The sequence below is a fragment of the Nocardioides sp. SRI_004 genome (assembly GCF_057586415.1).
This window is the reverse complement of record NZ_JBYCZV010000013.1, coordinates 24,630-37,792: the sequence shown is the minus strand read 5'-3', so window position 1 is coordinate 37,792 and position 13,163 is coordinate 24,630. Positions and strand designations below refer to the sequence as shown.

The 13,163-nt window shown below is 74.5% G+C and carries 11 protein-coding genes; 3 read left to right on the top strand and 8 right to left on the bottom strand.

Going from position 1 to position 13,163, the window contains the following annotated elements; all coding sequences use genetic code 11:
- Nucleotides 1-20: 20 nt before the first annotated feature.
- From AC2YHB_RS17670 to AC2YHB_RS17660, 3 genes are read left to right on the top strand one after another with little or no spacing between them, the layout of a single operon-like run.
- Nucleotides 21-413 carry a MerR family transcriptional regulator gene (locus tag AC2YHB_RS17670; RefSeq protein ID WP_179648328.1) on the top strand — a complete coding sequence of 131 codons (393 nt, stop codon included), beginning with the start codon at nt 21-23 and terminating at the stop codon, nt 411-413.
- Nucleotides 410-736 (top strand): thioredoxin, encoded by a 327-nt coding sequence (gene trxA, locus AC2YHB_RS17665; protein WP_306457097.1) that lies wholly within the window; start codon nt 410-412, stop codon nt 734-736. The genes AC2YHB_RS17670 and trxA overlap by 4 nt, the downstream gene beginning before the upstream one ends.
- A 50-nt stretch (nt 737-786) precedes the next feature.
- Nucleotides 787-1,236, top strand: a complete 450-nt coding sequence (locus tag AC2YHB_RS17660) for a nitroreductase family deazaflavin-dependent oxidoreductase (protein ID WP_036549707.1) — start codon at nt 787-789, stop codon at nt 1,234-1,236.
- A gap of 21 nt (nt 1,237-1,257) precedes the next feature.
- Here AC2YHB_RS17660 and AC2YHB_RS17655 read toward each other — a convergent pair whose 3' ends face one another.
- From AC2YHB_RS17655 to AC2YHB_RS17620, 8 genes are all read right to left on the bottom strand, one after another.
- Nucleotides 1,258-1,866 carry an ACT domain-containing protein gene (locus AC2YHB_RS17655; protein ID WP_036549163.1) on the bottom strand — a complete coding sequence of 203 codons (609 nt, stop codon included), beginning with the start codon at nt 1,864-1,866 and terminating at the stop codon, nt 1,258-1,260.
- Nucleotides 1,867-1,995: 129 nt separating this feature from the next.
- Nucleotides 1,996-3,795 (bottom strand): exodeoxyribonuclease V subunit alpha, encoded by a 1,800-nt coding sequence (gene recD / locus AC2YHB_RS17650; protein ID WP_487354352.1) that lies wholly within the window; start codon nt 3,793-3,795, stop codon nt 1,996-1,998.
- The gene (locus AC2YHB_RS17645; RefSeq protein WP_487354351.1) at nt 3,792-7,157 is read right to left on the bottom strand and encodes a UvrD-helicase domain-containing protein; all 3,366 of its coding nucleotides are present in this window, start codon (nt 7,155-7,157) and stop codon (nt 3,792-3,794) included. The genes recD and AC2YHB_RS17645 overlap by 4 nt, the downstream gene beginning before the upstream one ends.
- On the bottom strand, nt 7,154-10,540 hold the full coding sequence (recC, locus tag AC2YHB_RS17640) for an exodeoxyribonuclease V subunit gamma (protein WP_487354350.1): 3,387 nt from the start codon (nt 10,538-10,540) through the stop codon (nt 7,154-7,156). Before recC ends, AC2YHB_RS17645 begins: the two co-directional genes overlap by 4 nt.
- 12 nt (nt 10,541-10,552) lie before the next feature.
- Nucleotides 10,553-11,515, bottom strand: coding sequence for a patatin-like phospholipase family protein (locus AC2YHB_RS17635; RefSeq protein WP_487354349.1), 963 nt, complete (start codon nt 11,513-11,515; stop codon nt 10,553-10,555).
- Entirely contained in the window at nt 11,512-12,105 is a 594-nt protein-coding gene (locus AC2YHB_RS17630; RefSeq protein WP_277987646.1) for a sugar O-acetyltransferase, read from the bottom strand. The genes AC2YHB_RS17635 and AC2YHB_RS17630 overlap by 4 nt, the downstream gene beginning before the upstream one ends.
- Nucleotides 12,102-12,620 (bottom strand): PGPGW domain-containing protein, encoded by a 519-nt coding sequence (locus AC2YHB_RS17625; protein ID WP_036549175.1) that lies wholly within the window; start codon nt 12,618-12,620, stop codon nt 12,102-12,104. Before AC2YHB_RS17625 ends, AC2YHB_RS17630 begins: the two co-directional genes overlap by 4 nt.
- Nucleotides 12,617-13,132, bottom strand: coding sequence for a nuclear transport factor 2 family protein (locus AC2YHB_RS17620; RefSeq protein ID WP_487354348.1), 516 nt, complete (start codon nt 13,130-13,132; stop codon nt 12,617-12,619). Before AC2YHB_RS17620 ends, AC2YHB_RS17625 begins: the two co-directional genes overlap by 4 nt.
- Between the last annotated feature and the right edge of the window lie 31 nt (nt 13,133-13,163).

The window sequence follows — 13,163 nt, the reverse complement described above, 5'->3', positions numbered from 1 at the left end:
CAAGGTCTACCGTCGTACGCGTGCTCATCAAGGACCTCGCCGAGCAGGCCGGCGTCAGCGTCAAGGCGGTGCGCTACTACGAGTCGCGCGGCCTGATCACGCCCGACCGGGCGCCCAACGGCTACCGCGAGTACGACGCCGCCGACGTCCTCGTCGTCCGGGAGATCCGCGCGCTGCTCTCCCTGGGGCTGACCGCCGACGAGACGGTGCCCTTCGTCGAGTGCCTCCGCGCGGGCAACGACCGCGCGGACGTCTGCCCGGCGTCCCTCGACGCCTACCGGCTGCGCATCGCCGAGATCGACCAGCGCATCGAGGAGCTGCGCCGGCTGCGCGGCGAGCTGTCCGGGCTGCTGCACGACGCCGAGAGCTACACCCCCGACACCACCGAACCCGACACCCAGGAGACGAGATGACCCTGCAGGAGATCACCGACGCCGACTTCGAGCACGAGGTGCTCGCGTCCGACCAGCCGGTGCTGGTGGAGTTCTGGGCGCAGTGGTGCGGTCCGTGCCACCAGGTCGCGCCCGTGCTCGCGAGCATCGCCGACGAGCGCGCCGGAGCGCTACGCGTCGTGAAGCTGAACAGCGACGAGAACCCCGTCACCTCGGCCCGCTACCGCGTCATGGGGTTGCCGACGATGATCGTCTTCCGCGACGGCGAGCCCGTGCACGAGCTGCGCGGCGCACGCCCGAAGGCGGCGCTGGACCGGGAGATCGACCACGCGCTGGCGGTCTGAGGCCGGGCGCTCGCTGGAATAGCGCCGATCCGCGTGGTCTTGTGGAGGTCATGGCACTTCAAGGTGAGTACGAGCCGAGCAGTCAGAAGTGGGTCCGCGACCAGGTCGCGGCGTACGAGGCCTCCGGCGGCCGGGAGGCGAACACCCTCCAGGGCGGCAAGGACCCGATCGTCGTGATCACGAGCGTCGGCGCGAAGTCCGGCAAGCTCCGCAAGAACCCCGTCATGCGGGTCGAGAAGGACGGCGTGTACGTCGCGATCGCGTCCAAGGGCGGCGCGCCGGACAACCCGAGCTGGTACGCCAACTTCGTGGAGCACCCCGTCGTCGACCTGCAGGACGGACCGGAGCCCAAGCCCTACCGGGCGCGGATCGCCGAGGGCGACGAGCGGAACAAGTGGTGGGCGCACGCCGTCGCGACCTGGCCGACCTATGCGTCGTACCAGGAGAAGACGGACCGGGAGATCCCGGTGTTCGTGCTGGAGCCGGTCGAGGCGGCCTGAGCCAGCAGTCGGCGCGGCGGGTCAGCTGTTCGCGATCGTCACGGCGAGGCCACACAGGTGGCCGAGCCGGGCGATCTCGGAGTCGGCGTAGTCGGGCCCGCCGCGGCGGCCGATGACGACGATCTCATTGCCGTCGAGGCGGCTCGCCGCGAACAACGTGACCTCGTCGTCGGGCGACTCGAGCCGGGTCGGGCTCTCGATCTCCACGAACTCGAACTCCTCGGGCGCGGCGCTCGTGCCGTAGACGACGCCCTTCGCGCGGTGCACGCGCGCGGCCCAGTCGACGCGGAAGGTCGCGGGCAGCAGGTCGACCAGCTTGTCGAAGGCCTGCGCGGGCGACGCGGTGAGCTCCTCGACCGCCTCCAGGTCCATGACCAGGTTGCCGCCCGCGGGGTAGCGGCTGATCCACAGCACCTCGACCCCGTCGAGCGCGCTGCACGCCGAGACCACCGAGTCCGGCATCATCCCGTGCGCGACCTCGAGCAGCACGTCGTCGACGGCCGTGCCGTCGTCGCGCTTCTCGACGATCTCGATCGCCTCGATGTCGCCGCCCGCCATACCGATGGCCGTCGCGACGCGACCCAGCGAACCGGGGACGTCGGGCAGCAGCACTCGCAGCAGGAACGGCATGACCTCGACCCTAACCCGCGTGCGTTTCGTGATCGTTGCGCGCCCACGCGTTGGGCGTGCCGGGGCGGTACCCACACCTCGGTGGAGAAACCCTCACACCTCGGCGGAGAAAACCGCACACTTCGCGCCTCACGAGAGTCGCTGGCGGAGGCCGGTGGCGCGCTGGGCGGTGGTGTCCACGGCGGCGCGTACGGCGGCCTCCGAGCCGACCACGACGACACGCTCCTTCGCACGGGTGACCGCCGTGTAGAAGAGCTCGCGGGTGAGCAGGCGCGAGTCGGCGTCGGGCAGCAGGACCACGACCTCGTCGGCCTGGCTGCCCTGGCTCTTGTGGATGGTCATCGCGTGCATGGTCTCGATCGCGCCGAGGCGGGCCGGGGCGAACGGGCGGGGCGCCCCGGCACCGGCGATCCAGGCGCGGGGCCGGCCGGAGGCATCCGGGACGACCACGCCGGTCTCGCCGTTGTAGACGTCGAGGGCGTAGTCGTTGGAGGTGACGAGGAGCGGGCGGCCGGGGTACCAGGCCGAGCCCAGCGGCGCGCCGAGCTCGGCGGCGAGCCACTGCTCGGCGTGGCGGTTCCACACCTGTACGCCGTAGGGACCCTCGCGGTGGGCGCAGAGCAGGCGGAAGCGCTCGAGGGCGGCGATCGCGGCGGCCGGCCCGGCGTCGACCGCGGCGGTGCGGACCTCGAGGGCAGCGGTCGTGATCCGGGCGCGCAGCGCGGTGACGGGGTCGTCGGTCTCGACGTACTCGACCTCGCCCGTGCCCGCCCGCAGCGCCGCGAGGACGCCGTCGGCCGCGTCGGGCCCGTCGTCGCGCAGGGCGAGCGCGAGCGCCTTGATCTGCTCGGTGGAGCGGTGGTTCTCGGTCAGGGCGACGACCGGTGAGTCCGGGTGCCCGGCGAAGCCGGCGACCAGGTCGGACAGCACCGCGCCGGCGCCGACCGAGGTCAGCTGGCGCGGGTCGCCGACGAGCACCAGCCGGCTCTCCGGCCGCACCGCCTCCAGCAGTCGGGCCATCATCGTGAGATCGACCATCGACGCCTCGTCGACCACGATCAGGTCGTGCTTGAGCCGGTTGGACCGGTCGTGCGCGAAGCGGGTCGTGTTGTCGGGCCGCCAGCCGAGCAGCCGGTGCAGCGTCATCGAGTCCGGCGTCGCGACCTGCCCGGGCCCGTCGCCCAGCGCGCCCAGGGCCGCCAGCTCCTCCGCCACGGCCTCCTGCAGGCGGGTCGCCGCCTTGCCGGTCGGCGCGGCGAGCGCGATCGACATCCGCCGCTCGTGGAGGGGCGCGAACTGGTCGGCCAGCGCCAGCACCACCCGCGCCACCGTCGTCGTCTTGCCGGTGCCGGGGCCGCCGGTGAGCACCGTCGTCCGGTGCCGCGCCGCGTGTACGACGGCCGCGGACTGCTCCGCGCTCAGGTGCTCCCCCGACACCCGCTCCAGCGTGGCGGCCAGCACCGCCTCGTCGACCTGCGGCGGCCCGAGCTCGGTGCGAGCCCGGAGGTCGTCGGCGACCTGCCGCTCCAGGCGGTGGTAGCGGTCGAGGTAGACGAGGCCGAGCTCGTGGTGGACCACGCCGGCCGCGACGAGGGGCGAGGCTGCCAGCGCCGCCGCCCACTCCGCCGGGTCGGGCCAGGCGAGGGCGGCCCGTGACGGTCGCTGCCCGACCTCCTCGACGACCTGGGCGAGGTCCGGCAGCGCCTCGAGGTCGAGCCCGACCGAGCCGCCGCGCACCGACCGCACCGCCAGCGCCACGGCCAGCCGGACGCGGTCGTCGTCCTCGCCGCCCAGCGCGGCGACCCGCTCGGCGACACGGACGTCGGCGGCGTCGACGACCCCCGCGGCGTTGAAGGCGGCGAGCAGCCCGTCGGCCCCGCGGGCGACCCGCGGGTCGTGCGGCGAGGTGGCCTCGAAGAGATCGGTCACGGTCGCACCCCGTCCAGCAGGTCGGACAGCTCGGCCACCAGCGCCGCGGGTGGGCGCCAGGTGAACACCCCGGCGGGGGAACCGTCGACGACCGGCGTCTCCGGTCCGCACATGCCGCGCAGGTAGAGGTAGGCGACGCCGCCGAAGTGCCGCTCCGGGTCGTAGCCGGGCTGGCGCCAGCGCAGGAACCGGTGCAGCACGACGGCGTACAGGAGCGCCTGGAGGGGGTAGTCGGAGTGGCCCATCGCGTCCTCGAGGGCAGCCTTGTCGTAGGAGGCGGCGGTGAGCGGGGCGTCCATCGGGCCCAGCCAGTTCGTCTTGTAGTCGACGATGACGTAGCGGACGCCGTCGGCGCCCGGGACCCGCAGCACGACGTCGACCGATCCCGTCAGGTAGCCGCGCAGCACCTGGCCCCCGAGCAGCGGGTTGTCGAGCGCGTCGGCGTAGGCGCGGACCGGGTCGTCCGCGGGCAGGTGCCGGCGCAGCAGCGTCGCGATGTCGCCGAGCAGCACCGTGTCGTCCTGCGCCAGACCCGTGTCGCCGCCGGCCAGCGGCAGCTCGAAGTCGAGCTCGCAGAGCCGGTCGCGGGCGCCGATCCGGCGCAGGGTGGCGCCGTCCATCAACGGGCCGAGTGGCGAGTCGAGGACCGCGACCAGCGCGTCGGCGAGGACCTCGCGGTCGAGCTCGACCGGCCACCAGGTCAGCTGGTCGTCGATGTGGGCGAGCAGCTCGGCGCGCAGGTCGTCGGCGCCCGGGTCGGCGTGCTCGAGCACCGCGTGCACGAGGGAGCCGAAGGTGGCGCCCACGGGCAGGTCGGCCATCGGCGACGGCAGTGCATCCGGTGTTTCGAGGCTCGGCGCTGGCGCGCCTCGCACCTCAACCGCCGGAGAGAGGTCCTCGTCGTCCTTGACCGCCACCTCGGGCTCGCTCGCCACCCCCGGCTGCCCGTGGGTCGCGGCGACGTCGACCTTGCTCAACGCCGAGTAGGAGGTACGCCGCCACTCCGTGTCGACCGCCCGCGTGAACGACCGCGCGCCCAGCTCGGGCACCTCGGGCGGCACGAACGCACCCGCGTGGTCGGCCGGCACGGCCATCTCCGGCGACGGACCACCGCGGTCGCGCCAGGCGGCGAACAGGCTGGTGACGGTGTCCTCGTCGGGGACGGCCGGCGCCGGCGGGACCGTGGGCTCCATCCCCTTGCCGTCGGCCGCCGGCCGGCGCATCAGCAGCCGGTGCAGGGGCGACGCCTCCGCGTTGCGGGTCGGCGCCCACCACGCGACGACCTGGCTCTGCGCGCGGGTCAGCGCGACGTAGAGCAGCCGCAGCCACTCGCCGGCCTCCTCGTCGGCCCACCGGCGCACGTGGTCGCCCCAGTCGGGGCCCGAGCCGCCGACGTCGATGCAGCGCCGGCCCTCGGCGTCGTGGAAGAGCGGCCGCTGCGGCTTGCCGACGTGGCGGTCGGCGAGGGCGGGGAGGTAGACGACGGGGTACTGCAGGCCCTTGCTCGCGTGGATCGTGACCAGCTGCACGGCGGCCGCGTCGGAGTCGAGGCGCCGGGTCCGCTCGGCGCCGCGGCCGTCGCGGGCCTCGACGACCTGCTCGCGCAGCCACGCCAGCAGGGCGACCGCACCCATCTGCTCGCGCTGCGCGACCTCGTGCAGCACCTCGCCGATGTGACGGATGTCGGTCAGCGTGCGCTCGCCGCCCACCCGGGCGAGCAGCCGCTCCGGCATGCCACCGGACACGGCCGCCTCGACGACGGCGGCCACGCCGCGGCGGGCCAGCGCCTCCGACCACGACCGCAGCCGGTCGCCGAGCTCGTCGGTCAGGTCGTCGCCGCCGCGATCGAGCCCGGCGGCGTCGACGCCGAGGAAGCAGGTGAGCGCTGCGGCGCGCACCCGCGGGGTCCGGTGCGGCTGCTCCAGCGCCTCCAGCAGCGAGAGCCACTCGCCGGCCGCCGGGGTCGCGAACACGCTCCCGCCGCCGGCGATCACCGCCGGGACGCCCACCTCGAGCAGCGCGGCGCGGGCCGCGGACAGGTCGGCGTGGCGGTAGCAGATCACCGCGACGTCGCTCGGCCGCAGCCGGCGCCCCTCGAAGGTCGCCTCGCTCGTGACGAGGTCGCGGATGTCGTGGGCGAGGTCCCGGGCGATGTGGGGGCGCACCTTGCCGACGGGCAGGGCCGTGGGGCCGCGCCTGCCGAAGGTCTCCCGTCGCACGACCCGCACCCGGAACGGCGCCGGCCTCGGCGCCCCCACCAACCGCGACTCCTGGTGGTGAGCGGTCACCTCGCGCACGACGATCCGCGCGTCGCCCAGCTCGGCTCCCTCCAGCAGCGCCTGGAAGCCGGCGAGCAGGCCGGCGTCGCTGCGGCGGTTGACCCCCAGCGTCTGGCGGGTCGTGGCCGTCCCGGACGCGGTGAGGTAGGTCGTCACGTCGCCCCCGCGGAAGGCGTAGATCGCCTGCTTCGGGTCGCCGATCAGCACCATCGTGGAGTGGCCGGAGAAGGCGCGGTCGAAGACCTGCCACTGCACGGGGTCGGTGTCCTGGAACTCGTCGACGAGCACGATCCTCCAGCGCTCGCGCATCCGCACGCGCGCCGGGGAGTCGTCGGGCTCGAGCGCCGTGGCGAGCTGGCTGAGCAGGTCGTCGTACGACAGCACGCCGAGGCGGCGCTTGCGCCGGTCGAGCTCGGCGCGGACGGCGCTGGCGAAGGCCACCCGGCGACCGGCCGGGTCCTCGCGGGGCAGGTCGTCGGGGACCAGCCACGCCTGGGGGTCGTTGACGACCGTGCGGGCGATCGCCATCGCCTCGCTGTGCTGGAAGACGGGCGCCGAGCCGTCGGGCTGGTGCGCGAACGCACGGAGGTAGAGGTCGTCGACGACCTCGACCAGCAGGTCGTCGAGGTCCTCCACCAGCCGGGCCCGGGCGTCGGTGTCGCCCGCGACACCGAGCGAGTCGAGCACCAGCGAGCAGAACTGGTGGATCGTCGCGATCGTCGCGGCGTCGAAGTCGGCCAGCGCCTGGGCGACCCGCGCGTGCCGGAGGCGCCGGACGTCGGGCGGGCAGTCGAGCAGCAGCTGGATGACGTCGGTCGCCGCGGGGTCGGGGACGGCGTCGTCGGCGAGCGCGCGCTCGGCCTCGACGAGCTGGTGGCGCACCTGCTCGCGCAGCTCCTGGCTGGCCGCACGACCGAACGTCACGACGAGCAGCTGCTCGAGGGGCACACCCTCCTCGGCGACATAGCGGGTCACCAGGGCCCCGATGGTCCAGGTCTTGCCGGTGCCGGCGCTGGCCTCGAGCAGAGTGGTGCCGGTCGGCAGCGGGCCGCGGATGTCGAAGGGTGGCAGTGACTCGATCACAGCTGGGCCACCCTCTCCGCGCCGCCGAGCAGCGGCTCCCACAGCTGCCACGCCACCTCCGGCAGCCCGGCCTCGAGCAGGACCTCGACCGGCGCACCGGCGCCCCAGATCCGGCGGTGGGCCGGGTCGTCGTCCTCGCCCTTGATGCCCCAGTCGTTGTAGGGGTCGGTCGCCCAGGCCTTCGCCGCGGCCTCGGCCGGGTCGACGTCCATGCCGCGCAGCTGCTTCGCGTGGGCGTCCGCCCAGGCGTACGCCGTGTCGAGGGGCATCGGCAGCGGGCGGGCGCGGCCGGCGTCGTACAGGTCGACGACGGAGCGCAGCCACTGCGCCGCTCGGTGGTCGAGCGGGCCGACGAGGGCACGCTGCGGCCCCGCCTTCGAGCGGGCGATGGCGTGACCGGTCCAGCTCTCGTCGGGGTGGGCCGCCGACAGGGCGAGCACCTCGAGCCAGGAGGCGAGCCGCTGCTTCGGCTTGAGCCGGGAGTACGACAGCGACACGACCTGGTTGCCGTGCACGCGCGGCACGGTGCCGGTCAGCCGGCGACCGTCGCCGAGGTCGACGTCGACGTCGATCGTGCGCGGGGCGGCGGTGCGGACCTGGGCGCTGCGGGTGAACAGCTCCTGGCACTCCTGGACGACCTTGGTCAGCTCGCCCCGGCCGAGGTCGAAGGGCGGGAGCGTGCCGCGCAGCTGCTCGGCGGTCATCACCGCCTGCGCGGTCGCGCCCGGGTCGTCGGCCGCGAGCACCTCACGCAGCAGGCGGTCGCCGATCTGCCAGACCTCCAGCCCGTTGAGGGACACCGGGATCGCGTCGGCGACCTGGTCGGGCTCGAACGGGGTCGCCACGTCGAGGCGGCTGCGCAGGAAGGTCCGGGCAGGGCGGTGCACGAAGGCCACCAGGTCGGCGAGGGTCACGTCGGCCACCGGCGCGGGCGGCAGCGCGCCGTCGAGGAACGGCGGGGCCGGGGTGCGCTCGCGCACCGAGGCCCGGGCTCCCGCGAGGGAGGCGCGGTCGAAGCTGAACGGCCCGCGGGTGCCGAGCTCGCCCGGCGCGTGGTTGCGCACGTCGTACGACTGCAGCGGGTGGCGCACCACGACGTGGTCGCGCACGGGCGCCGCCGCCGTGCGGTCGAGCGCGTCGACCAGCTCCCCGAGGGGTACGGCGGGCGGCCGCTCCGCTCCCGTGTGCTCGGTCGCGCCGGTGTAGGTGATCACCAGCCGCTCCCCCGCCGCGAGGATCGCGTCGAGCAGCAGCTGCCGGTCCTCGCCCCGGCGGTCGCGCTCGCCGACGAGCGGGTCGCGGCCGAGCACGTCGTCGCCGTCGACCCCGGTGGCGCGGGGGAAGACGCCGTCGTCGAGGCCGACCAGGCACACGACGCGGTGCGGCACCGAGCGCATCGGGACCATGGTGCAGACGGTGAGGGTGCCGGTGCGGAAGTTGGCGCGGGTCGGGCGGCCGGCGAGCCGGGCCTGCAGCAGCGCGCGCACGTCGGCCAGCCGGAGGGGGACGTCGGGGGCGCTCTGCTCCGCGCTGGCCCGGGCCCGGGCGAGCTCGCGCTCGAACTGCGGCAGCTGCCAGGCGTCGTCGGCGTCGACCTCGCACAGGTCGCGCACGCCGGTCGCCACCGCGTCGAACCAGTCGCCCGCCGCCTGCGCCGCGTCGAGCGCGGCCAGGCAGGCGCCGAGCCGGGTGACGGCCTCGCCGAGCCGGCCGACCAGCTCGATCTCGCCGCTCGCGATGTCGTCGACCGGGAGACCGCGGCCGAGGCTGCGGTGGTCGTCGCCGCTCATCGCGACGCCCAGGAGAAGCCGGTCGAGCCCGGCCCGCCAGGTGTTGTGCTCGAAGCCCTCCATCGCGTACGCCGCCCGCTGCGTGCCGTCGATCCCCCAGCGCACGCCGGCCTCCGCGACCCAACGGGTGATCCGCGCCAGGTCGTCGTCGCTGAACCCGAACCGCCGCCGGCACAGCGGCCGCGACAGCAGGTCGATCACCTGCGACGCCGTCGCCCGACCACCGGCGAGCTCGACGAGCGCGACGGCCACCGCCAGCAGCGGGTTGGTGCTGCTGGCGGCCCGATCGGCCAGCCGGACGCGCAACTGGTGGGCGGGGTGCAGCCCGTCGCCGGACTCGTCGTCGGTGATCAGCTCGCCCAGACCGAAGCCCGCCGAGATGAGCGGGGCGTAGGTCTCGATGTCGGGACACATCACGACGATGTCGCGCGGCTCGAGCGTCGGGTCGTCCTCCAGCAGACCGACCAGCACCTCGCGCAGCACGTCGATCTGGCGGGCCGCGCCGTGGCAGGCGTGGACCTGGATGCTGCGGTCGTCGGTACTGGGCAACCTCCCGGCGCGGGTGTCCGCACCGGGAGCCGCGTTGGCCCGCAGGTCGCCCTGCAGCCAGCCGAGCAGGGTGTCGGGAGTGGCCGGCTCCGGGGCCGCGCCCGCGTCGACCGCCTCACCCGCGGCGACCCGGGCGCCCAGCACGGTCGCCAGCTCGCGGGAGTCGCGGCCGAGCGAGGCGAGCAGCGGGTGGCCCGCCAGCCCGGCCGACGTCGCCTCGGATCGCCGCCGCACCTCGGCGCCGTCCGCCACGACGGCGTCCCACAGGGCGGCCGACGGCTGGGCCAGCCAGAGGTGGACGTCGCGGTGGGTGGCGAGGGCGACCAGCAGGTCGATCTCCGTCTCGGGCAACCGGGTGTGGCCGAAGAGCGAGAGCCGGTCGGGCAGGTCGAGCCCGTCGACCTCCCCGTCACGCAGCGCGGCACAGACCCGTGCATGGCGTTGGTCGGGCGCCTCCTCGTGACCGGCCGCCGCCATCCGGGCGAGCAGCCGTCGCCACAGCTCGGCCTCCCACACGAGGTCGGGCGCCAGCGCACCACCGGCACCGTCGGTGTCGCGGCCCTCGCGCCAGTCGGTGACGAGCGCGGGCCGCTGGACGGCGTACGACGCGAAGAGCTCCGCCAGCCGCCGCGCGACCGACCACCGGCGACTCCGGCGCAGCTCGCCCTCCTCGCCACCGATGCCGTGCCCGAGGTGTGTCGACAGGGTCGCGCACCACGGCTGGCCGACGCTGTCGTCGATGGTCGCCAGCAGCGGCCAGACCAGCCGGTCGGGGTGCCACGGGTCGTCGGCCGCGCGACCGAGCAGCAGCCCGACGAGCGAGGCCGGCTGCAGGAAGTCGACACCGGCGCACACGCCGTCGCCCCCGCGCGGGCCCGTGCCGAGCCGGTGCGAGAGCCGCTGGGTCAGCCACCGCTCCACGCCCCGCGCCGGCACCACGACGACCTCGCTCGCGAAGGGGTCGTCCGGCGGGGTCGCCAGCAGCGTGCCGAGCTCGTCGGCGAGCAGGTCGGTGCGCGCGGCGCGGTGGAGGTGGAGGGTCATGACGGGCCGAGACTAGACGTCGGGTCCGACCGATTCCTCACGACCCAGCGCGGCGTTCATCGTCACCCGTCCCCGCTCGATCGCGTTCGCGATCGAGTCCAGGTCGCTGCTCAGCCGGCCCACGTCGGGCGAGCCGAGCGGGGGGCGCACCTCGACGAGCGTGGCCACCGGCGCGGCGCTGGACTCGGCGAGGTGGAGGTCGTCGGCGGCGTAGGTCTTGTGCCGGTCGACGTGCGCACGCCCCGCCTTCCACCCGTGCCGGAGGAAGTACGGCGCCAGCAGGGCCCGCTCCAGCCGCGACGGCGGCTCGGCGTACTGGTCCGAGCGCCGCGTGCGCAGCACGAGCACGTGCGTGGCCCCGTCGGCCAGCGCCCGGCGGTAGGGCACGCCCTCGGAGAGCCCGCCGTCGACGTACGTCCGTCCGCCGATGCGCACCGGACGGCCCGCCAGGAGCGGCAGGCACGAGCTGGCGCGCAGCGCGGTCTGCAGGCTCCGCCGGTCGGTGACGTACGACGCCAGGTCGGTCCCCTCGCCGGTGCGGGCGTCGGTCGCCATCGGGTGGAAGCCGATCGGGTTGGCGAGGATCGCCTCGAAGTCCATCGGCGTGATCGACTCGTAGACGTGGTGGACGAGCAGGCCGAGGTCGATGAGCGGTCCGCCGCGCAGGACCCGCCGCGGGTTGGTGATGCCGGCGGCCGCGACCTCGGGCCAGGCCCAGCTGCGCATCCACCGCTGCGCCTCGCCGGTCAGCAGCCACGCGGCGTTCAGCGCGCCGCCGGAGGTGCCGTAGACGTCGTCGAAGGCGTCGGTCAGGCCGGCCTCGTCGAGCGCGAGCGCCATGCCCGCGGAGTAGGCGGCGCGGTTGCCGCCGCCCTCGATGGCCAGCGCGATCCGGAGCCCGTCCTCACGTCGCCCGGGCCGGCTGCCCGCCGCACGCCGGGCCTCGAGCGCCTCGAACAGGGAGAGCCCGCTCATGACCGGTCGAGCTCCCTCACCACCCGGGCCGGGTTGCCGAGCGCGAGCACGCCGGCGGGCAGGTCCTTGGTGACGACCGACCCCGCGCCGACCACGGTGTCCGCCCCGATCGTGACGCCGGGACAGACGATCACGCCGCCGCCGAGCCAGACGTTGTCGCCGATCGTGATCGGCTTCGCGGCCTCCCACTTGTCCCGGCGGGGACCCGCCTCGAGCGGGTGGATGGGCGTCAGCAGCTGGACGTTGGGCCCGATCTGGACGTCGTCGCCGATCACGATCTCCGCGACGTCCAGGGCCACGAGGCCGAAGTTGGCGAAGGTACGGGCACCGACCCGGATCTGCGTGCCGTAGTCGACCTGCAACGGCGGCCGGATCGTGACGTCCTCGCCCACCTCGCCGAGCAGCGCCTCGAGCAGCTCGCGACGACGCTCACCCTCCCGGGCGGTCGTCGCGTTGTACGCCGTCGTGAGGTCGACCGCGCGCTGGTAGGCCTCCAGCAGGTCGGCGTCGTCGGCGACGTACCAGTCACCCGCGAGCATCCGCTCGCGCATGCTTCGGTCGTCGCCGGGCTCGGGACGTCGGAAGGTCACGACTCCTCCTTGTGCCGCCGCATCCGCTCGCGTTGCTCGTGGGCGTCGTCGTCGGCCTCGTCGATCTTCGACTCCAGCGCGGCCCGCGCCTCGGGCTTGCCGTGGAAGCGGCGGTAGGAGTAGACGAGCAGCCCGAGCGCGATCAGCGACGACAGGATGAGCGTGACGCCCGTCCACGGTCCGCCCACGAGCCACCACTTCTCGTCGATCGGCCACCACGACGGGACGTCGGGCTTGACGATCCAGAGCGCACCGAACGCGCCCAACCCGAGCGCGCCGAGGGTCGAGGCGATGATCCGGGGCCAGGTCTCGACGCCCTCCGCGGCGGCCCGAAGGGCACGGAGCAGGACGGGGTCGAGCAGCCGCTCGGCCCAGGTGTACTGCTGCGAGAGGACGGCGAGGCCGGCCGCCATCAGCAGCAGCCCGGGACCGGGCAGCACCATCGCGGCGATGCCGGCGAGGAGCAGGACCCAGCCGAGGATCTCCAGCAGGATCCGCTTCGCTGCCCCCGTCACCGGCCGCCTCCGAACTTGTCCAACCACACCAGCACGTCCTCATCGGCGTTGCCGTGCGCGGCGGCGATGCGCGCCCACCTCAGGGCCATCGCGTGGAAGCGGAGCGGGTTGTAGACGTCCTCCTCGCGGGAGAAGAGCCCGTCGCCGGCGTACGTCATGATCGTGATGTTCGGCTCGGTCAGCATCGTCCCGTCGCCCGGGTCCGGCATCGGGTTGAGCACCTCGCAGACCAGGCGGCCCTGCTCGGCGTCGACGACCTGCCAGCTGATCGGGAAGCCCGGCATGACCCGGCCCGGGTACGACGTCATCGTCCGCACCGCCCACTCCCGGATCTCGTCACGGCCGTGGAAGGTACCCATCGCGTGCTCGACGTACTCCGCGTCCGGCGTGAACAGATCGGCGTAGCCGGTCCACTCGCCGGTCTCCGCCATCACGGCGACCTTCTCGTGGAAGACGGCGTAGGCGTCGGTGATCTCGGCGGCCGTGAAGGCGACCGCGGGGGTGCCGGTCATGGAGTCGATCCAATCAGGTGAGGGCAACCGG